At 70.5% G+C, this 25562-nt stretch carries 22 protein-coding genes; 9 read left to right on the forward strand and 13 right to left on the reverse strand.

Going from position 1 to position 25562, the window contains the following annotated elements; genetic code table 11:
• Positions 1-84 precede the first annotated feature (84 nt).
• From ACSHV8_RS39195 to ACSHV8_RS39215, 5 genes are all read left to right on the forward strand, one after another.
• The gene (locus tag ACSHV8_RS39195) at positions 85-1674 is read left to right on the forward strand and encodes an alpha/beta hydrolase (RefSeq protein ID WP_436524401.1); all 1590 of its coding nucleotides are present in this window, start codon (positions 85-87) and stop codon (positions 1672-1674) included.
• 239 nt (positions 1675-1913) lie between these two features.
• Positions 1914-2501, forward strand: coding sequence for a TMEM165/GDT1 family protein (locus ACSHV8_RS39200; RefSeq protein WP_436524403.1), 588 nt, complete (start codon positions 1914-1916; stop codon positions 2499-2501).
• Between the two features lie 28 nt (positions 2502-2529).
• A complete protein-coding gene (locus tag ACSHV8_RS39205) occupies positions 2530-3477 on the forward strand; it encodes a cyclase family protein (RefSeq protein ID WP_436524405.1) in 948 nt (315 codons plus the stop codon).
• Positions 3474-4490: a tetratricopeptide repeat protein gene (locus tag ACSHV8_RS39210; protein ID WP_436524407.1), complete on the forward strand. Its 1017-nt coding sequence runs from the start codon at positions 3474-3476 to the stop codon at positions 4488-4490. The genes ACSHV8_RS39205 and ACSHV8_RS39210 overlap by 4 nt, the downstream gene beginning before the upstream one ends.
• Before the next feature lie 66 nt (positions 4491-4556).
• Positions 4557-5294: a tetratricopeptide repeat protein gene (locus ACSHV8_RS39215; protein ID WP_436524409.1), complete on the forward strand. Its 738-nt coding sequence runs from the start codon at positions 4557-4559 to the stop codon at positions 5292-5294.
• Between the two features lies 1 nt (position 5295).
• Here the strand turns inward: ACSHV8_RS39215 and ACSHV8_RS39220 are convergent, their stop codons facing one another.
• A complete protein-coding gene (locus ACSHV8_RS39220; protein ID WP_436524411.1) occupies positions 5296-6258 on the reverse strand; it encodes a lysylphosphatidylglycerol synthase transmembrane domain-containing protein in 963 nt (320 codons plus the stop codon).
• Between the two features lie 155 nt (positions 6259-6413).
• Here ACSHV8_RS39220 and ACSHV8_RS39225 point away from each other — a divergent pair, with 155 nt between their 5' ends.
• On the forward strand, positions 6414-7685 hold the full coding sequence (locus tag ACSHV8_RS39225) for an NAD(P)/FAD-dependent oxidoreductase (RefSeq protein WP_436524413.1): 1272 nt from the start codon (positions 6414-6416) through the stop codon (positions 7683-7685).
• An 87-nt stretch (positions 7686-7772) separates the two neighbouring features.
• On the opposite strand, the gene ACSHV8_RS39230 is transcribed toward ACSHV8_RS39225, so the two are convergent.
• Positions 7773-9389, reverse strand: a complete 1617-nt coding sequence (locus tag ACSHV8_RS39230; protein ID WP_436524415.1) for an APC family permease — start codon at positions 9387-9389, stop codon at positions 7773-7775.
• Positions 9390-9598: 209 nt separating this feature from the next.
• Between ACSHV8_RS39230 and ACSHV8_RS39235 the strand changes: the two genes are divergently transcribed.
• A complete protein-coding gene (locus ACSHV8_RS39235) occupies positions 9599-11866 on the forward strand; it encodes a putative bifunctional diguanylate cyclase/phosphodiesterase (protein ID WP_436524417.1) in 2268 nt (755 codons plus the stop codon).
• A 23-nt stretch (positions 11867-11889) separates the two neighbouring features.
• Here the strand turns inward: ACSHV8_RS39235 and crcB are convergent, their stop codons facing one another.
• The 7 genes from crcB to ACSHV8_RS39270 all read right to left on the reverse strand — a co-directional run bounded on the left by crcB (position 11890) and on the right by ACSHV8_RS39270 (position 18869).
• The gene (gene crcB / locus ACSHV8_RS39240; RefSeq protein ID WP_436524419.1) at positions 11890-12246 is read right to left on the reverse strand and encodes a fluoride efflux transporter CrcB; all 357 of its coding nucleotides are present in this window, start codon (positions 12244-12246) and stop codon (positions 11890-11892) included.
• Positions 12243-12677: a fluoride efflux transporter FluC gene (locus tag ACSHV8_RS39245; protein ID WP_436524421.1), complete on the reverse strand. Its 435-nt coding sequence runs from the start codon at positions 12675-12677 to the stop codon at positions 12243-12245. Before ACSHV8_RS39245 ends, crcB begins: the two co-directional genes overlap by 4 nt.
• A 343-nt stretch (positions 12678-13020) precedes the next feature.
• A complete protein-coding gene (locus tag ACSHV8_RS39250) occupies positions 13021-15216 on the reverse strand; it encodes an MMPL family transporter (protein WP_436524423.1) in 2196 nt (731 codons plus the stop codon).
• A 71-nt stretch (positions 15217-15287) separates the two neighbouring features.
• Positions 15288-15932, reverse strand: coding sequence for a response regulator (locus tag ACSHV8_RS39255; protein WP_014687559.1), 645 nt, complete (start codon positions 15930-15932; stop codon positions 15288-15290).
• A 12-nt stretch (positions 15933-15944) separates the two neighbouring features.
• On the reverse strand, positions 15945-17252 hold the full coding sequence (locus ACSHV8_RS39260) for a sensor histidine kinase (protein ID WP_436524425.1): 1308 nt from the start codon (positions 17250-17252) through the stop codon (positions 15945-15947).
• Between the two features lie 74 nt (positions 17253-17326).
• Positions 17327-18346, reverse strand: coding sequence for an NADPH:quinone reductase (locus ACSHV8_RS39265; RefSeq protein WP_436524427.1), 1020 nt, complete (start codon positions 18344-18346; stop codon positions 17327-17329).
• Positions 18347-18365: 19 nt separating this feature from the next.
• The gene (locus ACSHV8_RS39270; protein ID WP_436524429.1) at positions 18366-18869 is read right to left on the reverse strand and encodes a GNAT family N-acetyltransferase; all 504 of its coding nucleotides are present in this window, start codon (positions 18867-18869) and stop codon (positions 18366-18368) included.
• 107 nt (positions 18870-18976) lie between these two features.
• On the opposite strand from ACSHV8_RS39270, the gene ACSHV8_RS39275 reads away from it, so the two are divergent.
• Complete coding sequence (locus ACSHV8_RS39275) at positions 18977-19462, forward strand: response regulator transcription factor (RefSeq protein WP_436524431.1); 486 nt, start codon at positions 18977-18979, stop codon at positions 19460-19462.
• 37 nt (positions 19463-19499) lie between these two features.
• Positions 19500-20984, forward strand: coding sequence for a DHA2 family efflux MFS transporter permease subunit (locus ACSHV8_RS39280; protein ID WP_436524433.1), 1485 nt, complete (start codon positions 19500-19502; stop codon positions 20982-20984).
• 688 nt (positions 20985-21672) lie between these two features.
• On the opposite strand, the gene ACSHV8_RS39285 is transcribed toward ACSHV8_RS39280, so the two are convergent.
• The 4 genes from ACSHV8_RS39285 to ACSHV8_RS39300 form a co-directional block, all read right to left on the reverse strand.
• Positions 21673-22755, reverse strand: a complete 1083-nt coding sequence (locus tag ACSHV8_RS39285) for a S66 family peptidase (protein ID WP_436524435.1) — start codon at positions 22753-22755, stop codon at positions 21673-21675.
• A gap of 62 nt (positions 22756-22817) precedes the next feature.
• Positions 22818-23537, reverse strand: coding sequence for a zf-HC2 domain-containing protein (locus ACSHV8_RS39290; RefSeq protein ID WP_436524437.1), 720 nt, complete (start codon positions 23535-23537; stop codon positions 22818-22820).
• Positions 23534-24070 carry a sigma-70 family RNA polymerase sigma factor gene (locus tag ACSHV8_RS39295; RefSeq protein WP_203680058.1) on the reverse strand — a complete coding sequence of 179 codons (537 nt, stop codon included), beginning with the start codon at positions 24068-24070 and terminating at the stop codon, positions 23534-23536. Before ACSHV8_RS39295 ends, ACSHV8_RS39290 begins: the two co-directional genes overlap by 4 nt.
• A 144-nt stretch (positions 24071-24214) precedes the next feature.
• Complete coding sequence (locus ACSHV8_RS39300; RefSeq protein WP_436524440.1) at positions 24215-25330, reverse strand: neprosin family prolyl endopeptidase; 1116 nt, start codon at positions 25328-25330, stop codon at positions 24215-24217.
• Positions 25331-25562: the final 232 nt, after the last annotated feature.

Genomic DNA, 25562 nt, shown 5'->3' on the forward strand with positions numbered 1-25562 from the left:
TGGTGGCCGCCTCGGCGTGGAGGGGTGGAAAGCGCCCGAGAACCCCTCACTATATGGGGCAAATCGGACACCGAAGGGCGAGGCATGAAACGAATCTGGGCGGCCGCCACCGTGGTCGCGCTCGGTGCGGCCGGCACCGCGATCACCTCAGCGGAGGCCGCTCCGCCGCGCGGCACGCCGAACTACGTGCCGGCGGCGATCGTGTGGAGCCCCTGCACCGACGTCTCCCTGAAGGCACAGGGCGCGGAGTGCGGCAGCGTGACCGTGCCGATGGACTACGCGAACCCGGGCGGGACCAAGATCGAGTTGGCCGTCGCCCGGGTCGCGCACACCGTCCCGGCCGACAAGTATCAGGGCGTCGTGCTGGTCAACCCGGGCGGACCGGGTGGCGCCGGGCGCGGCATGGCGACGCTCGGCGCGAAGGTGCCGAAGGACGCAGGCGACGCGTACGACTGGATCGGGTTCGACCCGCGCGGGGTCGGCGCCAGCAAGCCGAAGCTGAGCTGCGACAGCGACTACACCGGCTACAACCGCCCGGTCTACGTGCCCAGCACGCCGGCCATCGAGAACGCCTGGCACGCCCGGACCAGGCAGTACGCCGCGGACTGCGCCCGGGCCGGTGGCCCGCTGCTCGATCACATGCGCACCGAGGACTCGGTCCGGGACATCGACAGCATCCGCCAGGCGCTGCGCGTCGAGCAGATCAACTTCTACGGCTTCTCGTACGGGACGTACCTGGGCCAGGTCTACGCCACGCAGTTCCCGGAGCGGGTGCGGCGGATGGTCCTGGACGGCAACGTCAACCCGGGCCGGGTCTGGTACCGCTCGAACCTGGACCAGGACATCGCGTTCGACCGCAACATCAAGATCTACTTCGCCTGGATCGCCAAGTACGACAGCGTCTACCACCTGGGCAAGACCGGTCCCGAGGTGGAGAAGCTCTACTACAAGCAGCTCGCCGCGCTGACCGCCAAGCCGGCCGCCGGGGTGATCGGGCCGGCCGAGCTGACCGACGTCTTCCTGCAGCCGGGGTATTACATCTTCGGCTGGGAGAAGGTCGCCCGCGCGTTCTCCAGCTGGGTCACCCGGAAGGACCCGGTCGGGCTCAAGACGCTCTACGACGAGAACAACCCGCAGACCGCCGGTTCGGACAACAACTACGCCGTCTACTTGGCCGTGCAGTGCACCGACGCGCCCTGGCCGCAGAAGTGGTCGACCTGGTCCGAGCAGAACTGGAAGGTCTACCACCAGTCGCCGTTCGAGACGTGGGGCAACGCCTGGTACAACGCGCCCTGCCGGCACTGGCCTGCCGCACCGTCCCGGCCGGTCCGGGTGAACGGGACCAAGGTGCCGCCGATCCTGCTGCTCAGCGAGACGCTGGACGCGGCCACGCCGTACAGCGGAAGCCTTGAGGTTCGTCAGCTCTTCCCGCGTTCGGTGCTCATCGAGGGCGTGAACGGCACCACGCACGCCGGTTCGCTGTTCGGTGACCCGTGCGTCGACGACACGATCGCCGACTACCTGGCCACCGGCGCGCTGCCCCCGCGGGTCGCCGGGATCCACTCGGACAAGCAGTGCCGGCCGCTCGCGCAGCCGGTTCCCGGGCAGCCGGCGCTCAAACGCTCGGCCGACGCGCTCGACCGGCTCCGCCTGCAGCAGTTGATCGGCCGCTGAAGGATTCGGCCCGGTGGTGAAGCTCTCCACCGGGCCTTGGCCCAGGTCGGCTATGCTCGATCACGCGAAGGGGAGTAGCTCCCAATGTCGCGGTCGACATACTGATGGTCCCTGGATCATCCGGCCGGACAGCCTTGATCTGAGGCGAGCGAGACCTTCGACCAGGCTGTTCATTCGTGACGGCCGGGTCGAGGTCGCCCTGCGCCCAAGCCCCGGTCGTCGTCAACCGGGAGATTCTCGTGTCAACATTCCTCGCCGCACTGGGCCTCAGCTTCGCGGTCATCTTCGTGGCCGAGCTCGGCGACAAGTCCCAGCTCATGGCCATGACCTTCGCCACCCGGTTCCGGCTGGTGCCGACGCTGATCGGGATCACCGCCGCCACCGCCCTGGTCCACCTGGTCTCGGTCGGTATCGGGTACGGCCTGGGCGCCGCCATCCCCACCGACTGGATCTCGCTGGTCGCCGGTGTGGCCTTCCTCGCCTTCGGCGCCTGGACGCTGCGCGGCGACAAGCTGACCGACGACGAGAAGAGCAAGGCGGAACGCTCCAGCGGTTCCGCGATCCTGGCCGTCGGCGGCGCGTTCTTCCTGGCCGAGCTGGGTGACAAGACCATGCTGGCGACCATCACCCTGGCCACCCAGCACGGCTGGTTCGCCGTCTGGATCGGCTCCACGGTGGGCATGGTCGCCGCCGACGCACTCGCGATCGTCGTCGGCCGGTTGCTCGGCCGTCACCTTCCCGAGCACATCATCAAGTGGGGCGCGGCCGCGTTGTTCGCTATCTTCGGCATCTGGCTGATCGCCGAGGGCGTGATCGGCCTGTCCTGATCTTTCCGGCTCCTTCAAAGGAGGCGCTGTGCTGCGGTACCGGGCCGAGTTCGACGCCGAGGTCACCTTCACCGACGGGGGTGACCTGAGCGCCCGCCGTTTCCAGGTGGACGTCCCGCACGCCGACGTCACCGAGGCCGAGATCACCGAGAGACTTGTCGACCTGCTCGCGCCGCGTCCGGTCGAGCAGGCGCGCCTGAGCGGTGTCCGGGTCTTCGGCGAGCCCCACATTCCCCTTCAAAGGCCGATTTCGCGTACGAGGTTCGTCGAGCTCAGCCACGTCATCCGGGACGGGCTGATCACCTATCCGGGTCTGCCCGCCCCGCAGTTCGGGCAGCACCTGTCCCGCTCGGAGTCCCGCAGCCGGTACGCGCCCGGCACCGAGTTCGTCATCGACCGGATCACCATGATCGGCAACACCGGGACGTACGTCGACAGCCCGTTCCACCGTTACCCCGACGGCGCCGACCTGGCCGGCCTCCCCCTGGAGCGCCTGGCCGAGGTCCCGGCCGTGGTCGTCCGGGCGATCGGCGGCCCGCGCGGGGTCACGCGAGAAACGCTGGCCGATGTGGACGTGGCCGGCCGCGCGGTGCTGCTGCACACCGGCGGTGACCGGCACTGGGCCACCAAGGACTACGCGGTCGACGCGCCCTACCTGACCCGGGAGGGCGCGCGGGACCTGGTGGACCGGGGCGCGGCCGTGGTCGGCATCGACGCGGTGAACATCGACGACATCGCCGGCCCGGCCCGGGGCGAACGGCCCGCGCACAGCCTGCTGCTGGCCGCCGGCATCCCGATCGTCGAGCACCTGACCAATCTGGCGACGCTGCCCGTGCACGGCGCCCGGTTCACCGCGGTGCCGCCGCGGATCGCCGGGTTCGGTGCGTTCCCGGTCCGCGCCTACGCCACCGTCCCGGCCCGGGAGCCGCACGACCGCGAGCACGGCGCCGGGTGGCAGCCGGGCGGGCACGCGTGAGCCAGTCCATCGCGCTGGCCCGCATCCAGCTGCAACGCGGCGAGGCCGGTGCCGCCGCCGACCTGCTCGGTCCGGTGCTGGCCGCCGAACCGGATCACGTGACCGCGCTCGTCCTGATGACCCACGCGCAGCTGGCGCTGGAGAAGACCGACCTGGCCCACGAGGCCGCCGCGCGGGCCGTGCAGCACGCGCCCGGATCGTCCGAGGCGCTCAACGCGCTCAGCCGGGTGCTGACCGCGCTCGGGCGCCACGACGAGGCGATCGCCATGGCGCAGGCCGCGGTGGCTCGGCAGGCCGACAATCCGTACCGGCACAACCGGCTCGCCTGGGCGCTGCTGGAGCAGGGCCAACGGTCGGTCGAGGCCGAGCACGCGGCCCGGGAGGCGGTCCGGCTCGACCCCGACGAGGCGGACTTCCGGATCACGTACGCCATGGTCATGAAGCAGTTGAATCTGCCCGATCGCGCCCGGCAGGCGTTGCGGGACGCGCTGCAGCTCGACCCGGAGAACGCGATCGCCCGGCACGAGCTGGCCGCGTTCGACGTGGTGCACCGCAACCCGTTCGCGCTGCGACGGCTCGCCCGGGGGGTGACCGGGCTGGTCGCGGCGCTGCGGGCCGACCCCCGGCAGGAGGCCAGCCGGCACCTGCTGGACGCGGCGCTGCGGCAGTTCCTGGTCTACACCGCGATCATCATGGTGGTCTTCGCCTACCTGGGCTGGCGGGTGTCGGACGACTCGGCCACCTGGGCCCGGGCGCTGGCGGCCACGGCCGCGCTCGCCCCGGCCGGGTATGCGGGTTACTTCCTGGCCCGTCTCGATCGGGTGCTGCGGTCGTACCTCCGGGAGGTTTTGAGCCGGCAGCGGGCCGCGAGCATCGCCGCCGCCGTGACCCTCGCCCTGCTGCTGACCGCGACCGTGGCACCGGCCTCCTGGCTGCCCGGGCTGCTCGGGGTGGCGAGCCTGGCCGGGTTCGCGGTGCGGCTGCTGACGTCGGTGGTTCCCCGGGTCTCCTAACAAATCGTCGTCGGGTGACGAAGTTAGCCATGTGAGCCCTGTCCCCTGGCTACCCGGAGCGGCCCGATGACTGACCTGGCACCGACCGCTTTCCCCCCGCCCGCCGTCGCCCCCGCCACGCCCTATCCCGACGTCGCGGAACGCGCCTTCGCCGATCCGACCGACATGGCCGTCGCGCGGGCGGCCGCCCTCTTCGAGAACATGCAGCCGGCCGAGGCCGCCGGCATGCTCGAACCGGCCCTGGCCGGCAACCCGCAGTCGCCGGCCGGCTGGATCCTGATGGCCCGCATCCGGCTCGCGCTCGACCAGGTCGAACCGGCCCTGGCCGCCGCGCACCGGGCGATCGAACTGGCCCCCGAGGACCCGCGGCCGCTGGCCATCGCCAGCCGCGCCCTGACCCTGCAGGGCAAACACGACGAGGCGATGTCGATGGCCTACCGGGCGGTCATCGTGGAACCGAAGAACCCGCTCTGGCACGACCGGGTCGCGTGGGCCCTGCTGGCCGCCGACCGCCAGCTCGCCGACGCCGAACAGGCCGCCCGCACGGCGATCGGCCTGGACCCGAACGAGGCCCACTACTACTTCACGCACGGGGTGGCGCTGGCCGCGCTCGGACACGTGGATCAGGCCCGGCAGGCGCTCACCACCTCGCTGCGGCTGGAACCGAACAACCCGGTCGCGCGGCAACGGCTGGACATCCTGAACGGGGACGCCGTCCCGGTGGTGGAGAAGAAGAAGCGCGGCTGGAAGCTGTTCGGGCGCAAGGGGAACGAGGCTCCGATCCGCCCCGAGGAGCGCACCTGACTCAGGCACTCCCCCGGGCTCGGTGCCGCAGCAACAGCCAGACCAGCCAGCCCGCCCCGATGATGAACCCGAAGCTGATCAGCCGGTAGAGGACCACCGCGGCGACCGCGCTCGCGCTGGTCAGGCCGCCCGCGACCAGACCGAGGACGAGGGCGGCGTCGACCACACCGAGGCCGCCCGGGATGACCGGGACACTCGCGGCGGCCATGCCCGCGCAGTACGCGATGAGCAGGTGCACCGGCGTGATCCGATCCGCGCCCACGGCCACGCAGCACACCCACAGGCAGAGCGCGTCGAAGAGCCAGTTCGCGCAGGCCAGCAACACCGCGACGGCGAAATGCGCCGGGTGTACGCGGATCGCGCGCAACTGCGTGAAGAAGCCGAACAGCCGGTCCGCGCCGTGCTCGGGCGGGCGGCGGCGCACCCGGTTGACCCCGCCGAGCAGCGCTCGCACCGGACGGTCCAGCCACAGCGGGTGCTTGGCCAGCAGACGGACGGCGGCGGTCACCACGACCGCCCCGGCCGCGTATCCGGCCAGCCCCCGCCAACTGCCGGTGTTACGGGCCAGCAGGCCGCCGACCGAGCCGACCAGGATCAGGGCGCCGGTGGAGAGGACGCCGCTCAACGCTATGCACCACGAGGCTTCGGCGGGGGAAACGCCGTACCGTCGCATCTGCCGGAAGTTGAAACTGCTGGAGAAGACCGGCCCGCCCGGCAGGGTCACGCTCAGTGAATGCGCGGCGTAAGCCATCGCGACGTGGCGGCGCACGCTCACCTTCGTGCCGGCGCCGCGCAGCAGCGCCCGTTGCATCCGGGCGTAGGTGCCCATGGACACGATCTCGGCCGCCAGGGCCGCACCCACCCAACCCCAGTGCGGGGCCCGGAGCTCGGCAAACGCCTCCCGCAGGGCCGGCCAGCCGAGGATCAGCTCGGCGCCGAGCACGACCACCATCACAGCGGCCACCAACGGTCCTCGCCGCCACCGTCGGGGCGGGCCGGGCGCCGACGTGGCCGTCGCCCGAGCGCCGGTCGCGGTCATCGCCACCGATCGTGCCACCTGCCAGGACAACTTTCGGCAACTTCCCCGCGCTGGTTTGTGCTGGTGGCAGGCTGTTTCGCATGCCACGACCGCGGATCGTCATCGTCGGTGCCGGCTTCGCGGGGTACACCGCAGCCCGGCGATTGCAGCGGATCGCCCGGGGACGGGCCGAGATCGTGCTGCTCAACCCGACCGACTACTTTCTGTATCTGCCGCTGCTGCCCGAGGTCGCGACCGGCGTCCTGGAACCGCGGCGGATCTCGGTGCCGCTGGCGTTGCCCGGGGTGCGGATGCTGCTCGGGCATGCCGGAGCGTTCGACCTGGACGCCCGTACCGTCGAATGGGCCGACCCGGAGGGCAAGCGCGGCGTCGTCGGATATCACCGGCTGGTGCTCGCCCTGGGCAGCGTGAACAAGCTGCTGCCGGTGCCGGGCGTGACCGAATACGCCCACGGGTTCCGGGGCCTCGCGGAGGCGCTCTACCTGCGCGACCACCTGACTCGGCAGATCGAGCTGGCCGCGCAGTCCGACGATCCGGTGGAACGGCAGGCCCGGTGCACGTTCGTGGTGGCCGGAGCCGGGTACACCGGCACCGAGGTCGCGGCGCAGGGCGCCCTGTTCACGGCGGCCCTCGCCGCGGAAAGGTCACTGTCGCCCCGGTGGCTGATTCTGGACACCGCGGACCGGGTGCTTCCGACACTTGATCCGAGGCTTTCCCGTACGGCCGGAGAGGTGCTGCGGCATCGCGGCGTGCGCGTACTGACCGGAACCGGGGTGTCCGAGGCCGGCCCGAAAGCGGTCCGGCTGACCAACGGGGAGAGCGTGCCCACCCGCACCCTGATCTGGTGCGTCGGGGTGCGGCCGGAACCGTTGGTGGCCGGGCTGGGGCTGGCCACCCGGGACGGCCGGCTGATCGTGGACGAGTTCCTCAACGTGCCCGGCCGGCCCGACGTCTTCGCCTGCGGTGACGCCGCGGCCGTGCCCGACGTGCTGCGCCCGGGGGCACTGACCGGGATGACGGCACAGCACGCGGTACGGCAGGGGCAGCTCGTGGCCGGGAACATCGCGGCGTCGTACGGGCATGGGCGGCGGCGGGCCTACCGGCATCGGGATCTCGGGTTCGTGGTGGATCTCGGCGGGTGGTCGGCGGCGGCCGACCCCCTGGGGATACCGCTGGCCGGAGCGGCAGCGAAAGCGGTGACCAGGGGGTATCACCTGATGTCGATGCCGGGGAACCGGGTTCGGGTGGCCGCCGATTGGGTGCTCGGTGGGGTGCTGGCCCGGCAGCCGGTGCAGCTGGGGCTGGTCCGGGGCAGCGCGGTTCCGCTGGTGGCCGAGGCGCCGGAAGGCTGACCGAAGTTATCCACACTGACGCTCTGTCCACAGGGCCGGATGCGGCCGGCCACCCGAGACGGCAAGGTGCCGGGCATGGACGTCGTCTCAGCTGTTGACCTCCGGGTGAATCCGCTCGGGCCGGTGAGCGCCGGGCACTCGCTGCCGCGGAACCTTCAGGCCGGACGCCTCCTCGTCCGGAGGCTCCGGATCGGGCGACTCCTGGACCGGCGGCGGGATGCTCGGCTTCGGGGTGATCACCAGAGCGGCGCCGGCCAGACCGATCCCCGCATAGCGGACCGGCTGCGTCGAGCGCAGCACCAGCGCATGCCCCAGACCGACAACCAGGCAGGCCCCGAGCGAGCTGACGACCACCACCACCCAGGGCGACCCGCGCGGCACGTCCAGCAGCGCGCCCAGGTTGAGCAAAGCCAGATAGACCAGCACTCCGAGAGACACAGTGGACAGAACGGGTGCGACAAAGCGCACCCAGACGTTCTCCGGCCCCGGCACGCGGTTCAGGTGGAGAACCGCGGCCACGGCGGTGAGCAGCAACAACACCAGGACGGCGAGGCTGCCGCCGACAATCAGCCAGCGGGCGGTCCGGGCCGACGACTCGGCGCCGGCCACGGCCGCGCCGAGCACCGCCGCCCCCGCGATCAAGGATTGGGTCAAGGAGGCGGCGCGCGGCGCGCGAGTCCGGTGCGAAACATTTCCCAGTACGGCGGGAAGAACCCCCTCCCGTCCGAGCGCGAACAGGTAGCGGGCAATCGCGTGATGCACCGCCAAGATCGCCGCCAGCAGGCCGGTGAACAGCATCAACCGGCCGATCGTGACCGCCCACGGAGCAAGCCGGTCGTCGGCCAGGGCGAAAATCAGCTCCGGCCCGCGAGCCGCGGCACGACCGGCCACCACGCGCGGCCCGGCCGCCACGATCAGACTCCACGTGACCCCGGCCAGCACCACCATGAGTAGCAGAACCGCCAGCCGCGCGGCCCGACCGGCGGTGCGCCGCGGATCGTTGGACTCCTCGGCATACGACGCGGTCGTCTCGAAACCGGCAAAAGCCAGCACCGCGACGGCGAGCAACAACCCGAACAGCGGCCGGTCGGCCCCGGACACCTCCGCCGGAAGAAACGTGCCGGTCTCGATCCGCCCGTCCGCCGGCCGCACCACGAACGCCCCGGCCAAACCGGCCAGCACCGCGACCTCGGCCACGGTGAACATGACGATCACCGTGGCGGCGAGCTCGACCCGGAACGTGCCGACCAACGCAACCAGCGCCCAGCAACCGGCGGCGACCGCCCACCACGGGGCCGTCACATCGAACCAGCTGTGCAACAAAGGTGCCGCGGCCTGACCGGCGAGCGCGTACAACCCGAACTGGATGGCGTGATAACCGGCCAGGGCCAGCCAGGCGCCGGCCAGCCCGGCCGGGCGGCCAAGACCCAGGGCGAGCTGCGGATAGGCGGCGCCCGCGCTGGGCCTTCGACGGATCATGGCGGCGTAAGACGTACCGAAAAGGAACAGGACGACGGCGACGGCGACAACCGAGAGGGCCGCCAGCGGCCCGGCATCGGCGGCCAGAACCGGCGGGGTGGCCGTGACCACGGTGGCGATCGGGGCGGCCACGGCCGCGCCGAGGAGGGCGGCCGAGACGGCGCCGAGACGACCGCGGGCGAGACCGGGGGGCTCCGCGGGCGGGGGTTCGTCAGGGGTGGCCACGGACTCTATTCAGGCGCATGGAAGTGGACTTTGACAACCATGCGTGACTGAACAATGACCGCTCGTGACTAGATTGGCACACCCGGATCGACTGATTGATTCAGTCCCGGACCTGGAGCAAGACGGAGGTGGCGGTGGGGAGGGGGAGGGGCCCCACGGGGCCGGTTGCAATTCCTCAACTGAGGTGGGCGGCAGCCGACTGCAACATTGTGCTCGCCACCCAGCAACTGACGGAGTTCCTCGCCGTCGTCGCCGATCGGCCCGATGAGGCTGCCGCGCAGCACGCTGCCGTCGAGTGCGCCGTGCGCGCCCTCGACGCCGACCTAGCGGTGCTGATGGTCGACGGCGGCGTGGTGGCGGCGGTCGGTCTGCCGGTCGAGCGAATCCCGGCCTACGCCCTGACCGAGATCGCCGCCGGTCGTCGTACCACCTTCGAGGCCGACGGCCGCCTCTACGCGGTCACCCTGGCCCACCTCGGCGGTCTCGCGCCGGGCGTGCTGGTCCTCGGCCGCGAGGCGCCGTTCACCGTCGAGGAGGTGTGTCTGCTGCGCGGCATGGCCCGCGTGCTCGAGCTGAGCCTGCAGGCACTGCACCTGATCGAGGTGGAGCGCCGCCAGGCCGCCGAGAACGAGAGCCTGATCAACTCGTTGCAGCGCCGGCAGCGGCTCTTCGACGAGTTGAGCGCGGTGCAGCGGGCGATCGCCCGGCGGGAGCCGTTGCGCCGGATCCTCGACCAGATCACGGCCGGCGCGGCCGAGCTGTTGAGCGTCGAGATGTCCGGGCTGACCGTGCTCGACATCGACGACCCGAGCCGGACCAGCCTGTTCGCCAGCCGCGGGATCACCGAGGAGGGCGTCGAGCGGATGCAGGGGATCCCGGTCGCCGCTCTGGGTGTCGCCGGGCTCGCGATCATGGGCAACGAACTGGTCGCGGTCGACGACTACGCGAACTCGCCGATCGCGGTTCCGGAGATCGTCCGTGCGCAGCTCAAGAGCGTGATGGCGGTTCCGGTGCACGAGGACGACGTGGTGGTCGGCGCGTTGTTCGTCGGTTCCTTCCACGACGTACGGGAATGGGATCGCCCTTCGCAGGAGATCCTGCAGGCCTTCGCGGAGCATGTGAGCCTGGCCATCACCGACGCACGCACGCTGCGCGAGATGAACCACGCGTTCCACGATTCGCTCACCGGTTTGGCGAACCGTTCGCTGTTCACCACCCGGATGGAGAACGCGCTGGCCACTTCCGGTTCGCACGGGGTCGCCGCGCTGCTCGTCGACCTGGACCGGTTCAAGGTGGTGAACGACTCGCTCGGGCACGCGGTCGGTGACCGTCTGCTGTCCGCGGTCGCCGACCGGCTGCGCGAGTGCCTGCGCGGCGGGGACACCGCGGCCCGGCTGGGCGGGGACGAGTTCGCGGTGCTGCTGCCGGATGTCGCCGGGATCGAGCTCGCGGTGCCGGTGGCGCGGCGGATCGTGGCCGCGCTGCGGGAGCCGTTCGAGCTGGACGGGCGGGAGGTCTACGCGAGCTGCAGTGTCGGCGTGGCCTACGCGGAGGCGGGCAGCACCAGCGCGGACGATCTGCTGGTCCGGGCCGACCTGGCCGTGTTCGAGGCGAAGAAGCAGGGCAAGGATCAGCTGGCGGTCTTCGAGCCGGCCATGCGCGCCTCGTTCCAGAAGCACCTGGAGTTGGAGGCCGATCTGCGCCGGGCGGTGCTGCGGCACGAGTTCGAGCTGCGGTTCCAGCCGATCGTGCGGTTGCGCACGCAGGAGATCTCCGGGCTGGAGGCGCTGGTCCGCTGGCAGCATCCGGATCGCGGGATGATCCCGCCGATGGAGTTCATCCCGCTCGCCGAGGAGACCGGGATGATCGTGCCGATCGGCGAGTGGGTGCTGCGGGAGGCGTGCCGTCAGGCGGCTCGGTGGAACTCGCAGCGCGACGGGGACACTCCGCTCACCGTGAGCGTGAACCTGTCCGCGGTCCAGTTGGAGCGGGCCGATCTGCCGCTGCTGGTCTCGTCGGCGCTGGCCGACAGCGGGCTGCCGGCCAAGTGCCTGATCATCGAGCTGACCGAGTCGCTGCTGGTGGATCACCGGCCGGAGACGCTGCGGCGGCTTGAGGCGATCAAGGCGCTCGGGGTGCGGCTGGCGATCGACGACTTCGGGACCGGGTATTCGTCGCTGGCGTACCTGCGGAACTTCCCGGTCGACATCATCAAGATCGACAAGTCGTTCGTCGACGACATCCACGACATGCCGGCCGCGGCGGCGCTGACCCTGGGCATCATCCAGCTCGGCCAGGCGCTGCAGCTCTCCACGATCGCCGAGGGGATCGAGCACGTCGGGCAGCTCAGCGAGCTCGCCGACGGTAACTGCGAGCTGGGCCAGGGCTACTACTTCGCGGAACCCCTGACCACGGAGGCGATGGACGATCTGCTGGCCTCCGGACCGCCGCCCAAGGACGCGGAGCCCGGCCGGTAGGACGGGCGGCGCCGGGACACGTCTTACCGGGCGTCGGCCAGGATGGCGCCCAGGGCGGCCGCGCCGAGCCCGGCCAGCAGACTGACCAGCACGTACGCGAAAGCCTTGGCCCGTTCCCCCCGGCGGGCGAAGGTCAGCGTCTCCCAGGAGAACGTCGAATACGTGGTCAGCGCCCCACAGAACCCGGTGCCGATCAGTGCGGTCAGCTCGGCCGAGAGCCGCATCCCGAGCACCAGCCCGAGCACGAACGAACCGAACAGGTTCACCGCGAGGGTCCCCCACGGAAACCCGGTGCCGTAGCGGGTCTGGACGTAACGGTCGGTGACATAGCGCAGCGGAGCGCCGATCGCCGCGCCGAACGCCACCATGAGCACGATCATCCGCGTGTCTCCCCCGGCGCCGCGGCGGTCGCGTCCTCGGTCGCGGTTCGCGTCTCCCCCACGGAGGCCAGAGCGCTGCCGGCCCAGACCGCGAGCAGCGCGCCGACGATGGTCGCGGCCAGGTAGACGATCGCGATCGTGGGCACCGCGCGCTGCACGTCGACCTCGGCGGTCGAGAACGTCGTATATCCCCCGAGCACGCCCGTCCCCAGGAAGAGCCTGGTCAGGCGATGACCCGGGCGGAACCGGGCGAGCAGCGTGTAGAGCACCCCGATCAGGAAGCACCCGGACACGTTGATCGACCAGGTCGCCCACGGGAACTCGGCCGGCGTGTGCGGCCAGGTCACTCCTATGGCGTAGCGCGTCAGCGCGCCGAGCACCCCGCCGGCCGCGACGACGGCCAGGCCTTGGCGGTCCACGTCGAGATCCATTTCCGGCAACGCTATCGCGCGGGCGGCCGGGGGGACGTGGCGGCGTCCTCCCCGGCCGGTTCCGGGCGCTTGGGACAGATCCACTGATCGCATGAAACGACCTGAAACAGGCGATGTAAATGCCTGTTGACCTGTGCCTCAGCGTTTTCAGAGTCCACTGTAGGCGACGATCTTGCGCGGCGGGAACCTGACCCCCGGCACTCGGCACTTCCCCAATCAGGATCAACCCCCGATTTCCGTACGGCGAAATGGCCGCGGCCCGGGCGCAAAGCGCACCCGGACCGAACGGCGAACCTCGACCACCCGGATTTTCGCGAGGCGCACCCGGACCGAACAGCGGACCTCAGCCGACCGGGGTCAGCGGACGCGGCACCGGCACCGGCTCGACCGCCGGCTCCACGTCGTGGGCGATCTCCGGCAGCCATCCCAGCCAGCGCGGCAGCCACCAGTTCGCCCGGCCCAGCATCGCCATCACGGCCGGGAGCAGGACCGCCCGCACGATCGTGGCGTCCAGCAGCACCGCGGCCGCCAGCCCCACGCCCAGCTGCTTGGTCGAGTTCAGCGGGAGCGTCGCGAAGAGCGAGAACACCGCCACCATGACCACGGCCGCGCTGGTGATCACGCCGGCTGTCCGGCCGACGCCCTCGCGGACCGCGTCCCGGGTGTTCAGTCCCCGGTCGTGGCCCTCGCGGATCCGGCTGAGCACGAAGACGTGGTAGTCCATCGACAGGCCGAACAGGATCACGAAGAGGAACAGGGGCATCCAGTTGGTGATCCCGCCGCTGGAGACGAAGTCCAGCTGCTTCTCGAAGTGCCCGTACTGGAAGACGTAGACCAGCATGCCGTAGGCCGCGGCGACCGACAGCAGGTTGAGCACGACACCGGTGATCGCGACCACGACCGAGCGGAACGAGACCAGCAGGAGCAGGAACGCCAGCCCGAGCACGAACCCGAACACCCAGGGCAGGCTGTTGTCAAGCTGCTTGTTGAAGTCGGCGTTGGACGCGGTGTCGCCGGAGACCAGGGCGGTCGTGCCGGGCAGTGCGCCGAACGTGTCCGGGACGATGCGGCCACGCAGGGTGTCCAGCGCCGCCATGGCCGTACTGTCATCGCTCTTTCCGACCAGGCCGACCGAGACGACCGCGACCGTTCCGGCGGGGTTGATCTCGACGTCGATCGGCTCGACGAGCTGGTCGCTCGCCTTCGCCTCGGTGCGGAACTCGGCGAGCGCCTGCTGGAAGCTCTTGTCCTTGACCGTGTCCCGTTGCACGACGACCCGGGCCGGCGTGGTCTTGCTCGGGAACGCCTCGGAGATCGCCGCGAGCGCCTGCACGATCGGCGCGTCGTGCGGCAGGTCCTCGATGCCCTCGGCCTTGGTCTTCAGGTCCAGCGCCGGGGCGGCCAGTGCACCCAGCGCCGCCACCGCGACCAGCACCGAGATCAGCGGCCGGGCCAGCACGACCTTGAGCAGCCCGTTCCAGAAGCGGCCATCGCTGCGGCGCCGGTAGAGTCCGGGGATCTTGATGGAGTCGACCCGGTCGCCGAGCGCCGAGAGCAGCGCCGGCAGCACGGTCAGCGAACCCAGCACGGCCGTGGTGACCACCAGGATCGTGCCCAGCCCGAAGCTGACGAACGTGGTGTCGTGGGTGAGGAACATGCCGGCCATCGCCACGATCACGGTGAGGCCGGAGACCCAGATCGAGCGGCCCGAGGTCTGCGCGGCGATCATCAGCGCGCGCTCCGGATCGGCGCCGTTGCGGCGCTCGTCGCGCTCCCGGCGGATGTAGAAGAGGCAGTAGTCGACCCCGACCGCAAGCCCGACCAGCAGCATCACGTGCGAGGTGGCGTCGACCGTCGGCGCCAGACGACTGAACGCGGCCATCAGGCCGATCGCCGCGATCACCGCGGTCACGGCCAGGCCGACCGGCAGCAGCGCGGCCACCACCGCGCCGAACGCAACGAGCAGGATGCCGAGCGTGACCGGGATGGAGAGCATCGACAGCCGGGCGAGTCCCTCGTCCAGTTCGTCGCCGATCAGCTTGTCGCCGCTGGCGTCACCGCCCTCGGCGATGAACAGCTCCGGGTACGCGGCCTGCACCTTCGTCACCGCGTCGAGCGCCGGTCCGACCCGGTCCTTCGCGGTCTCCGAGTCACCCTTGATGCTGAAGGTGATCAGCGTCGACTTCTTGTCCGGCGACTGGATCGGCTCCTGCACGTCGGTGACGTCGCTCAGCGCCCCCAGCGCCTTGGTGATCTCGGTGGTGGCGGCGCCCCGCTCGGCGCCGGACCGGTTCTGGATCAGCACCATCTCGCCGGCCGGTTTCGCCGGGAAGCCCGCCCCCTCGACGATCTTCTCGGCCCGGCCGGAATCGCCGTTGCCCTGCTCGGCGTTGGTCGCCGCGAGGCTGCCCAGCATGCCACTGAGGACGGTGGCGGCCACCACGAACCCGATCCATCCCAGGATCGCGAGTGCCCGGTGGCGGGCGCTCCAGATCGCGACCCGAGGCGCGATTCCCTTGACTTTCCCCCTGTGCTCCATGCCTGAGAACGCTATGGATCGCAGAGATCGGATTGAATCAGGCGAGCCCCCGACTCGGGGTGGGGATAACCCTACGTCTGGAGGTAGGCCAGCACCGCCAGGACGCGTCGGTGCTGCTCCTCGTCCTGGTGCAGGTCGAGCTTGGTGAAGATGTTCCGGACGTGCTTCTCGACCGCTCCCTCGGTGACGACCATCTTGCGGGCGACCGCGGTGTTCGACATGCCCTCGGCCATCAGGCCCAGCACCTCGCGCTCGCGCGGGGTCAGGCTGCGCAACGGGTCGTCGCGCCTGCGGCGGACCAGCAGCTGGCCGACCACCTCGGGGTCGAGCACGGTGCCGCCCTCGGCCACCCGGCGCAGGCCGTCCAGGAAGTCGGCGACCAGCGACACCCGGTCCTTGAGCAGATAGCCGACCGCCCCTCGGCGATCGGCCAGCAAATCATCCGCGTACGAGACCTCGACATACTGCGAGAGCACCAGGATCGGTGTGCCGGGCACGCGGCTCCGCGCCTCCACCGCCGCCCGCAGGCCCTCGTCCGTGTGAGACGGCGGCATCCGGACGTCCACGATGGAGACGTCCGGACGATGCTCGACGACGGCCTCGACGAGGGACGGCCCGTCGCCGACGGCCGCCACCACCGTGTGGCCGTTCTCCTCGACGAGCCGGATCAGACCCTCGCGCAACAGCACCGCGTCATCAGCAATAACCACCCGCATGCGGCCACTCTGTCAGAGTGGCAGTGCCGCTGTCAGGCGGGTCCCTTCGCCCTCGGCGCTCTCCACGGCCAGCACCCCGCCGGCCGCCTTGACCCGATCGTCCAGACCGGCCAGGCCGTGGCCCTTGGCCAGGCTCGCACCGCCCACCCCGTCGTCGGCGACGGTCACCAGCAGTCCGGTGGCGATCCGCTGCACGCTGACCTGCACCTCGCTGGCGTGGCTGTGCTTGGCGACGTTGGTCAGGGCCTCGGCGACCACGAAGTACGCCGTCGACTCGACCGACGGGTCCAGCCGTTCGAAGAACGGCGCTTCCAGGTCGACCGGGATGGTGCAGCGGCCGGCCAGCGCGGTCAGCGCCGCCTGCAGGCCACGGTCGACCAGGATCGGCGGGGCGATCCCGCGGGACAGGGCGCGCAGCTCGTCAAGCGTCTCCCGGGTCTGGCTGAGCGCCTCGGCGACGGTGGCCCGGGCGGCGTCCGGATCGGTGGCGAACTGCTGCTCGGCGCGGCCCAGGTCCATGGCGAGCCGGACCAGGCGCTGCTGCGGGCCGTCGTGGATGTCGCGTTCCAGCTTGCGCAGCGCGGTCGCCTCGGCCGAGACGGCGGCCGCCTTCTGACCCAGCGCGGTGTCGCGGGCGGCGTTCGCGTCGGCCACCTGCTGGCGCAGCTCGTCGACGCCGCTGAGCAGGCCCCGGGCGAACTGGGCTTCGAGCAGCGCCGCGCCGCGCACCACCGGGATCAGCGTGATCGCGAAGAACAGGCCCATGAGCAGGTAGAACGTGATCCGTACGGCCGCGGTGTCCTGGAAGCCGAGCAGCTCGGGCAGCTCCTGGTTGTCCGCCGTGTGCGGCAGCGCCCAGTCCCACAGCGCGTAGGTGAGGCCGCTCAGCACCCCGGTCCACCAGGTGAAGACGAAGCAGAACGCGATGGTGCTCGGGATGAAACGGAAGATGCCGTGCACCAGGTCCAACCAGGACTGGCCGTCGGCCAGCGGGCTGAACATCTTGCCGACCCAGCTCTGCGAGCGACTCGTACGGTAACGCGGGTGTGGAATCCGCCGGCGCAGCACCGGGCCGATCCGCAGCCGCTCCAGGTGGGCGAAGCCGCGGGACATGGCGAGCGAGCCGGCCAGCAGCGGCAGGCCGATCCAGATGATCGCGGTGCCGATGCCGGTCGCGAAACCGGCGATGCACAGCGTCAGCGTGACCAGGCCGAACGGGAAGCCGACCAGCACGTACTGGGTGTCGATGCCCAGCTGACGCAGGTAGCGCCGGGCCGGGGCGGGAGTGGCGGCCGGAGCTCCGGCGTACGTGGTTGTCATGTTCTCCACGCTAGGCACCGGAGCCCTCCGTTCCGATCCTGTGAACCGCCCACCCGACAGTAGGGTTAACCCGACTAGTAGGGCTCGGTCACATCGATTACCACCTTGCCGACGGCGTGATTCTCGACCGCCTCGTGCGCTCGCGCCACCCCGTCCAGCGGGAATCGGACGATCGGCAGGCCGTGCTCCTCGCCGACCCGGAAGGCGCCGGAGTTCGCCGCCTCGGCGACGGCGGCCACCGCGTTCTCCTTCTCCTCGGGCGTCGTCGTGTACGTGAGCACGAAGTCCAGGCTGGCGTTCTTCAGCATCGCCTTGAAGCTGGGCACGCTGAACTTGCCGCCCACGTAGATCGCGATGTTGCCGCCCGGGGCGATCACGTCCAGATCGAGTTCCAGGTTGTCGGTGTTGACCTCGACGATCACGTGCGGCCCGGTGTCGCTGACCTCGCGGATCCGGGCGGCCACGTCCTCCTCGCGGTAGTCGATCACCACGTCGGCGCCCGCCGCACTCGCCAGCGCCGCCTTCTCCTTGCTGCTCACGGTCGTCAGCACGGTCGCGCCGGCCCACTTGGCGAGCTGGATCGCGGCGTTACCGACCGCGCCCGCCCCGCCGGCGACCAGCACGGTCCGCCCGTCCAGCGCACCCGGTTCCAGCCGGGCCGGGCCGTCGCTGGCCACGGTCAGGCAGCGGTGCGCGGTCAGCGCCGGGATGCCCAGGGCCGCGCCCACCTCGAACGGGACGTCGTCGTTCATCCGGACGACCTGGCGGCGGGGCAGCACCACATACTCCTGCGCGGTGCCGTCGGCGCGGCCGTAAGCGGCGTCCCACACCCAGACGCGGTCGCCCGGTTCGAGGTCGGAGACGCCCTCGCCGAGCGAGTCGACCACGCCGGCGCCGTCCTGGTTCGGCACCCGCGGCGGGGACACGCCGTCGGGCACGCCCCGGCCGGCCCGCGTGCCGGTGTCGGTCGGGTTCACCGCCGAGAGCACGATCCGGACCCGTACCTCGTCGGCACCGGTCAGCGGCAGCTCTCGTTCGGTGATCTCGAAGACGTCGGAGGCAGGACCGGGCTCGGAGAAGACGGCAGCGCGCATTCCACCACCCTATGCCGCGTCAGAGGTCCCGGCGCATGGCGAGACGAGGCCACTGATCCAGCCCGTGGGCGGCCTCCGCGGCCCGGATCGCGCGCAGTTCGGGCGTGACCTCGTCGTCGGCGAGCCGGCGGAAGCCGAGACGTTCGTAGTAGGGAGCGTTCCACGGGACATCGGCGAAAGTGGTCAGGGTCAGCGCCGGCGATCCCTGCGCCCGGGCCCAGGCCGCGGCCTGCTCAACCAGATCGACGCCGAGCCTTCGGCCGGCATGATTCGGATGTACGGAGACCTGTTCCAGATGCGCGAGGCCATCGGCGCGAGTGACGATCGCGTACGCGATGGGCCGGTCCTGTTCGTCGACGCTCACCCAGGCCCGGTCGTCGGCCAGGTACTCCCGCAGCTCGGCGGCGCTGAACGGATCGTCCCCGGCGACCAGGTCCATGTTCAGTGCGAGGAACATGCGCCCGGCCTCGATCTCGATCCGCTGCATCGCCGGAATGTCCGCTTCCCGTGCTGGTCTGATCATTTGTCCTCTACCCTGATCGACTAGTTTCCACCCGGCAACGGCTCAGTGGTTCTACAGCGGTGCCGAAAAGGAGTAGGCACGTCGCTGCCTGACCTCTGGAGGTCCGCGTGTTCACAGTCTTGATCGCCGACGACGAGGTCGACCACCGAGATCTGCTCGCCATGGCCCTGCGCCGGTTCGGCTATCAGGTCGTCACCGCCAACGACGCCGCCGGCGCCCTCGACCTGCTGGCGCAGGGTGGTGTCGACGCCGCCCTGATCGACATCCGCATGCCCGGCGTCTCCGGCATCGACCTGTGCCGGCGGATCCGCAGCGACCCCGCCCTGGAGTCGCTGCCGATCATGGTGGTGAGCGCGGACGTGCACCGGGACCGGATCACCGCCGCGCTGCACGCCGGGGCCGACGACTACCTGTGCAAGCCGTTCGCCCGGGACGAACTGGTCGCCCGGCTCGGCGATCTGCTGCGCCGGCCGGGCACCGGCACGGTCCGCTCGTCGACCGCCTCCCGCGCCGCCCTGGCCGCGGCCCGGCACGCGGTCCCACCAGCGCCGCACACTCGTTACGAAGAGATCCAGATCCGACACTCGGCATGACACCGGGGTGACACCGGACGCGGCGTAGGGTCGTCGCATGAATCCGGTTCGGCAAGGCGATCAGGTGCGTTACGGCACGACTGCCGGGCGCCTGGTGCTGCTGGCCACGGTGCTCGGCTCCAGTCTGGCGTTCATCGACGCCACGGTGGTCAACCTGGCTCTGCCCGAGCTGGGGCGCAATCTGGGCGCGTCGGCCGCCGGCCTGCAGTGGACGATCAACGGCTACGCGCTCTCGCTCGCCTCGCTGATCCTGGTCGGCGGCTCACTCGGCGACCGCTTCGGCCGCAAGCGGATCTTCATGTTCGGCATCGCCTGGTTCGCGGCGGCGTCGCTGCTCTGCGGCCTCGCGCCGAACATCGAGCTGCTGATCGCCGCCCGGGTGCTGCAGGGCATCGGCGGTGCGCTGCTCACCCCCGGTGCGCTCGCGATCCTGGAGGCGTCGTTCGCCCCGCAGGACCGAGCCCGCGCGATCGGCGCGTGGTCCGGGCTCGGCGGCATCGGTGGCGCACTCGGGCCGTTCCTCGGCGGCTGGCTGCTCGAGATCGGCAGCTGGCGGTTCCTATTCCTGATCAACGTGCCGGTCGCGGCGCTGGTCCTCTGGGTCGCGTCCCGGCACGTGCCGGAGACCAAGGATCCGGGCGCCGCCCGCAGCTTCGACGTCGCCGGGCTGATCACCGGGGCCCTCGGCCTGGGCGGCCTGACCTATGGGTTCACCGCCTGGCCGGCGCACGGCGCGAGTTCCCCGGTCGTGCTGATCCCGCTGGTCATCGGCGTGCTCGGGATGACCGCGTTCGTCATCTCCGAGCGCCGCTCGCCGCACCCGATGGTGCCGCCGGAGATCTTCCGGCACCGTGCGTTCACCGGGGCCAACCTGGTGACGTTCCTGGTCTACGCGGCCAACGGTGGCGTGTTCTTCCTGGTCGTGGTCAACCTGCAGGTCGTCGCCGGCTATCAGGCGCTGGCCGCCGGCCTGGCCATGCTCCCGGTCACGGTGATCATGCTGCTGCTCTCGGCCCGGGGCGGCGCGCTCGGCCAGCGCATCGGCCCGCGCATCCCGATGACCGCCGGCCCCCTGCTCTGCGGCGCCGCCCTGGTCCTGATGTCGATGATCGGCACCAACGCGCCCTACCTCACCCGCGTCCTGCCCGCGGTCATCCTCTTCGGCCTCGGCCTGGCCCTGCTTGTCGCCCCGCTCACCGCCACCGCGCTGGGCGCCCTCGACGACGCCCACGCCGGCATCGCCTCCGGCGTCAACAACGCGGTCGCCCGCGCCGCCGGCCTCCTCTCGGTCGCGGTCCTGCCGCTGGCCGCGGGCCTGGGCTCCGGCTCGCTGACCGACTCCACCCAGCTGCACCCGGTCTACCACCAGGCCATGCTGATCTGCGCCGCCCTCATGGCCGCCGGGGCCGTCACCGCTTTCCTCATCATCCCCAGCCGCCTCCCTCCAAAACCCGCCGAGAAGCGCTCCTTCTGCGACCCCGCTTCGCCGCCGGTCCACCCCCGCCCCCACGCCGAGCCCTAACGCAAAGCGGACCGGCTTCCCCCACCAGAGCCGTCTCGCGCAGCTGAGCGCCCGCCACTAACCCCAAGCCCACGCCTCAGCAGCCGCAGCCCAGCCGCCGCCCAGCCCCAAGCCCTGGCCGCCCACCTCCAGCAGCCGCCCAGCCCAAGCCCTGGCCGCCTAGCTCCAGCCGCCGCCCAGCCTCAAGCCCCAGCCGCCGCAGCCCAGCTCCTGCCGCCGCCCAAGGCCCAAGCCCAGCAGCCGCCCAGGTCCCAAGGCCCACGCCGGCCCGGTCCCCGACGCAACCCAGCCCCAGCTGGCGCTGAGGGTGCCTCCAATCCGCCGAGGCAACCTTGAACACCAGCCGGACCCCGCGAGCTGGCGGTGACGGCTGCCTCCAACCCCCAAAAACAACCCTGAACACCAGCCGGACCCCGCCAGCTGGCGGTGACGGCTGCCTCCAACCCCCAAAAACAACCCTGAACACCAGCCGGACCCCGCCAGCTGGCGGTGACGGCTGCCTCCAACCCCAAAAACAACCCTGAACACCAGCCGAGCCTCGCCAGCTGGCAGTGAGGGCTGCCTCTGGCGCCCAACACCAACCGGGATGAGTGTGGCGGGGTGGGGATTGTCGACCATTTGGAGGTTCGCGCCGGGCCGTCGCTCTGGGAGTGGGCGCTGATCTCCGCGGCGGGGCGGCGGCGATCGGTCAGAAGTGGGCGGTGATCTTTCGGGCGGGGCCGTCGATCGTGATGCGGCCGCCGTAAGGCAGAACATACTGCGGATCCGTATGTCCGAAATCGACACCGAAGACGATCATCGCGGATGGGTTGTACGCGGCGAATGCACGCAGGACCGCATCACGCTGTTCATCGCGGTATTTCTGGCGTTCGGCAGCCGGGCGCGGATTGGTGAACACCGTCGCCTTGGCGGTCGCGACAAGCACCGCCGGGAACTGTCGCAGCAGCCCACGCTCACCGAAGTTGCGGAGCATCCGGAAGACCTCCTCAGCCGGCGGCATCTCTTCCGACGTCTCCAGCAGCAGCACGCACCCGGCGTAGTCCTCGACCGGCCGAATCCAGCGACCGGCGGCCAGGTTCCAGTGCAGGATCTCCAGGTTGCCGCCCCAGGTCGGTGCGGTGACGACCGTTTCCGGCTGGTGCCAGTGGTGGCCGGGGCTCGGGATCGACGGCGCGGACTCGGTCAGCGCCCGCGGCTCGGCCCAGTCGACCTCTTCCTCGCTGAACTCCCCGACCGGCTCGATCGCCAGGTCGCCACCGGAGAAGCCGGATGAGCCGAAGGAGCCAGACAAGCCGGAGGGGCCAGACAAGCCGGAGGAGTCGGAGGAACCTGAGGAGTTGGAGGGGTCGGAGAAGAGAGCGGCCCGCAACGTAGCCAGATGCACCGCCTGAATACCTTCACCACGCGCAAGGTGCATCATCGTCGACCCACCGTGATACCCCGCGAGTCCGTGACTCCAGAGCCAGTTGAGCAGATTGGTGTTGTCGGAGAACCCGAAGTACGGCTTCGGGTCGGCCTGAAACACCGCCGGGTCCAGGTGCGGCAGCAGCGTGATCTGATCGTCACCGCCAATGGTCGCGAAGATCGCCCGGATCGTCGGGTCAGCCCAGGCCGCGGTCAGGTCGGCGGCCCGCTCAACCGGGGTCGCGCCGAGGCGCCGCGTCGTCGGGAATTCGACCGGGGTGAGCCCGAGTTCGTCGCGGATGCGGCGCATGGCCTGCTCGTGCCGTTCCGGGAAGAGCCCGGGGGCGGCGAACGACGGGGACAGCACCGCGACACGATCGCCGGGGCGCAGTTTCGGGGGCATTCGTAGCGACATGCCCCCGATTCTGCTCAGGTCACCGTCGCGCTGCCGAGCAGTTTTCCTTCGGCGTCGTTGATCAGGATCGTCGTCACGTCGGTGGCCGTGAACGAGCTGGAGCCGTCGACCTTCGCGGTGTGCTCGGGTGTCTCACCCCAGACGGCGGCCTGTTCCTGTGTGCCGTCGGCCCGTTTGACGATGCAGAAGAACGGTCCTTTGCCCGCCATGCCGGTCATGTTGAGTGAGACTTGGACGCCCCACGCTTTTTTGATCAGCGTCGCCTGGCCGGCCATCCCGCTGCCGTCGGCGGCCTGGAAGTTCGCGGTTATGTTCTGGACCGCGACCGGCGGTGAGACCGGGGTTCCGCCGCCGGTGTTGACGAGCACGCCGTAGCCGATGGCGCCGGCCGCGATCACCGCCACCGACGCGGCGACCAGCCACCGCGTCCGGCTGACCCGGGTTTCCCGGGTTTTCTCGGCCCGCATCCGGCCGAGCAGGTTTTCGATGTTCTGCGGACTCGGCCGCGCGGTCGGTGCGACCGTCAGCGGCGGTAGATCACCGCCCATGTGCCGGGCGTCCGGCAGGTGTTGCAGCATTTCCGGCACCGGGGCGAGCCGGTCCAGTTCGGCCCGGCATTCGGCGCAGTCGTGCAGGTGCGCGTCGAGTTTGTCGGTGTCGGTCTCGTCCAGGCCACCCAGTAGGTAGCCGCCCAGCAAGCGGTGCAGGCTGTCGTGTTCGTCGAGATCACTCATGCCACACCTCCGCTCCGGAGCATGCCCATCTCCTCGAAGACGGCGCGAAGTGCACGAACCGCGTAGTAGGCGCGCGATTTCACCGTGCCCTCCGGCACCGAGAGCCGGCGTGCCGCGTCGGCCACGCTCTGCCCCTCGTAATACATGGCCTGTATCACCGCCCGGTGTTCGGGGGAGAGCCGTTCCAGCGCTTCCGCGACCAGCCAGCCCTCCACCATTTGATCCACATTGTCCGCCGACGGCACGGAGTTGACCGCGGTCTCGTCGGAGACCAGGCGTGGCCGGCGTTGTTCCGCCCGCCATGCGTTGGTCACCACGTTACGAGCGATGGTGAGCAGGTACGACCGGGTTCGCCCGGGTTCCGGGTCGAGGTGGTCGATGTGCTTCCAGGCTCGTAGCAACGTCTCCTGCACCAGGTCCTCGGCCTTGTGACGATCGGAGACGTATCTCGAGACGAAGTTGATCAGCACTGCGTAGTGCTCCGTGTAGAGCGCGGTCATCAGTTGCTCGTCGGGGCTCACCCGTCGCTTCATCGGCGCCAGCTCCCCTCGGGTTCCGCCCGGCCACCCGGATGTACATCGTGGCACGCGATCCGGTTCAGGGTGGGGACAAGAAACCGGAAAACGTCGATGCCCGGCCCCTTACGAGGGACCGGGCATCCGAAGGTGATCAGTGGATCAAGAACTGGGGGTCGGTGACGGGCTGGCCGTGGCGCAGGCGCCGGGGCCGCCGTACCGGAATGTTCGCAGGCTCAGCGGCGCGACCGTGTAGAGGTCGGTGGTGCTGCGGACCGCAATGTTCGGGTCCGGGCCGTTGAGGTAGGCCACGCTGCCGATCCGGGCCGAGGTCGTGTCGTCCGACGTCTTGCCGTTGCCCATCTCGGTGCACGGGTGGTCGGAGGAGGCGGCCACCTCGCCGAAGACCTGGACCAGGCCGGTCTTGGTGAAGGAGACGTCGCCCCAGAGCTTGGCCGGGAAGTAGCCGACCCACTCGGTGTCGTACGCCACCCACCAGGCGTTGTTGTAGAACTGGATGCCGAACCGCCGCTGCTGGTCGACCGCGAGGGTGTCCCCGGCGATCACGGTCTTGCTGTACTGCACCCAGCCGCAGCCGTTGTAGCAGGACGTCTGCCGATTGACCCAGTGGTAGACGAACAGGTGCGGGTCGTCGTCACCGTTCACGACGCGGTCGACGTTCCACCCGACCTCGACGATCTGGTTGCCGTCGGCCGACTGCACGGCCAGCTCGGCCAGGGTGTGGTAGTCCTTCTTGTCGAGCTTCGGCTTGTTGATCGTCAGGTTGACGTAGGCGCCGTCCGAGACCGCGGCCTGCGCACCGACGTTGTAGAGGAAGCTGACCGTGTCGCCGTCGCTGCTGGCGGTCGGGACCGGCGTGTTCGAGGCCGACGACGACGGCTCCGGCGGGACCACATTGGTCTTCGCGGTCCGCAGGAAGGTCGACTTGTTGCTGCGGCCCTTCGGCGCGAACTCCTCGTCGGGTGCGCCGGTGTCGCCCTCGGCCGGCCCGGCGACGCTGAGCCCGGCGGTCTTGAGGGCCTTGCTCGTCGCGCCGTCCTTGCCGCGTTTGACCCGTTCCGGCCGCGCGCCCCAGGGCAGTTTGGACGGCGGGTTCAGGGCCGGCGGGGCAACGGCCACGCTCGTCGCGGCCGGGGTCGCGGGTGTCGCGCCCGGAATCTGCTCGGCCCCCGCGGTGAGGGTGGAGGCGACTCCGATCGCGCCGATCACCGCGACGGTGAGGCCGGCGGCGAGCAGACCGCGGCGTGACTTCAACACGTGTCCGTCCTCGTAAATCGGGGGGAGCGCACCGACTTCGGCGGCGCGACTCACCATATAGCTTTCTCAATTGCCTAGGGACGTCCTGACCAGGAACTCTGCCGTAACGGCTGAGGCCATCGGCCATTCCGGTGACAGATCGACCACTTTGTTCGACGCAGCGTGTCCAGGCCATTGCGGATAGCAGTATTTCGCACCACGTCAGGAAAGAGGCAAACTCGGTGAAGCCTCT

Origin of the sequence: Actinoplanes sp. HUAS TT8 (genome assembly GCF_051380535.1) — a bacterium.
GTDB lineage: Bacteria > Actinomycetota > Actinomycetes > Mycobacteriales > Micromonosporaceae > Actinoplanes.

What these genes read in the sequence shown, in the direction of transcription:
- ACSHV8_RS39250 (WP_436524423.1), bottom strand. Translation starts at nt 15,216, where the DNA reads ATGGAGCACAGGGGGAAAGTCAAGGGAATCGCGCCTCGGGTCGCGATC.
- ACSHV8_RS39225 (WP_436524413.1), top strand. Translation starts at nt 6,414, where the DNA reads ATGCCACGACCGCGGATCGTCATCGTCGGTGCCGGCTTCGCGGGGTAC.
- crcB (WP_436524419.1), bottom strand. Translation starts at nt 12,246, where the DNA reads ATGATCGTGCTCATGGTGGCGTTCGGCGCGGCGATCGGCGCTCCGCTG.
- ACSHV8_RS39290 (WP_436524437.1), bottom strand. Translation starts at nt 23,537, where the DNA reads ATGAGTGATCTCGACGAACACGACAGCCTGCACCGCTTGCTGGGCGGC.
- ACSHV8_RS39265 (WP_436524427.1), bottom strand. Translation starts at nt 18,346, where the DNA reads ATGCGCGCTGCCGTCTTCTCCGAGCCCGGTCCTGCCTCCGACGTCTTC.
- ACSHV8_RS39280 (WP_436524433.1), top strand. Translation starts at nt 19,500, where the DNA reads ATGAATCCGGTTCGGCAAGGCGATCAGGTGCGTTACGGCACGACTGCC.
- ACSHV8_RS39215 (WP_436524409.1), top strand. Translation starts at nt 4,557, where the DNA reads ATGACTGACCTGGCACCGACCGCTTTCCCCCCGCCCGCCGTCGCCCCC.
- ACSHV8_RS39295 (WP_203680058.1), bottom strand. Translation starts at nt 24,070, where the DNA reads ATGAAGCGACGGGTGAGCCCCGACGAGCAACTGATGACCGCGCTCTAC.
- ACSHV8_RS39245 (WP_436524421.1), bottom strand. Translation starts at nt 12,677, where the DNA reads ATGGATCTCGACGTGGACCGCCAAGGCCTGGCCGTCGTCGCGGCCGGC.
- ACSHV8_RS39255 (WP_014687559.1), bottom strand. Translation starts at nt 15,932, where the DNA reads ATGCGGGTGGTTATTGCTGATGACGCGGTGCTGTTGCGCGAGGGTCTG.
- ACSHV8_RS39270 (WP_436524429.1), bottom strand. Translation starts at nt 18,869, where the DNA reads ATGATCAGACCAGCACGGGAAGCGGACATTCCGGCGATGCAGCGGATC.
- ACSHV8_RS39260 (WP_436524425.1), bottom strand. Translation starts at nt 17,252, where the DNA reads ATGACAACCACGTACGCCGGAGCTCCGGCCGCCACTCCCGCCCCGGCC.
- ACSHV8_RS39195 (WP_436524401.1), top strand. Translation starts at nt 85, where the DNA reads ATGAAACGAATCTGGGCGGCCGCCACCGTGGTCGCGCTCGGTGCGGCC.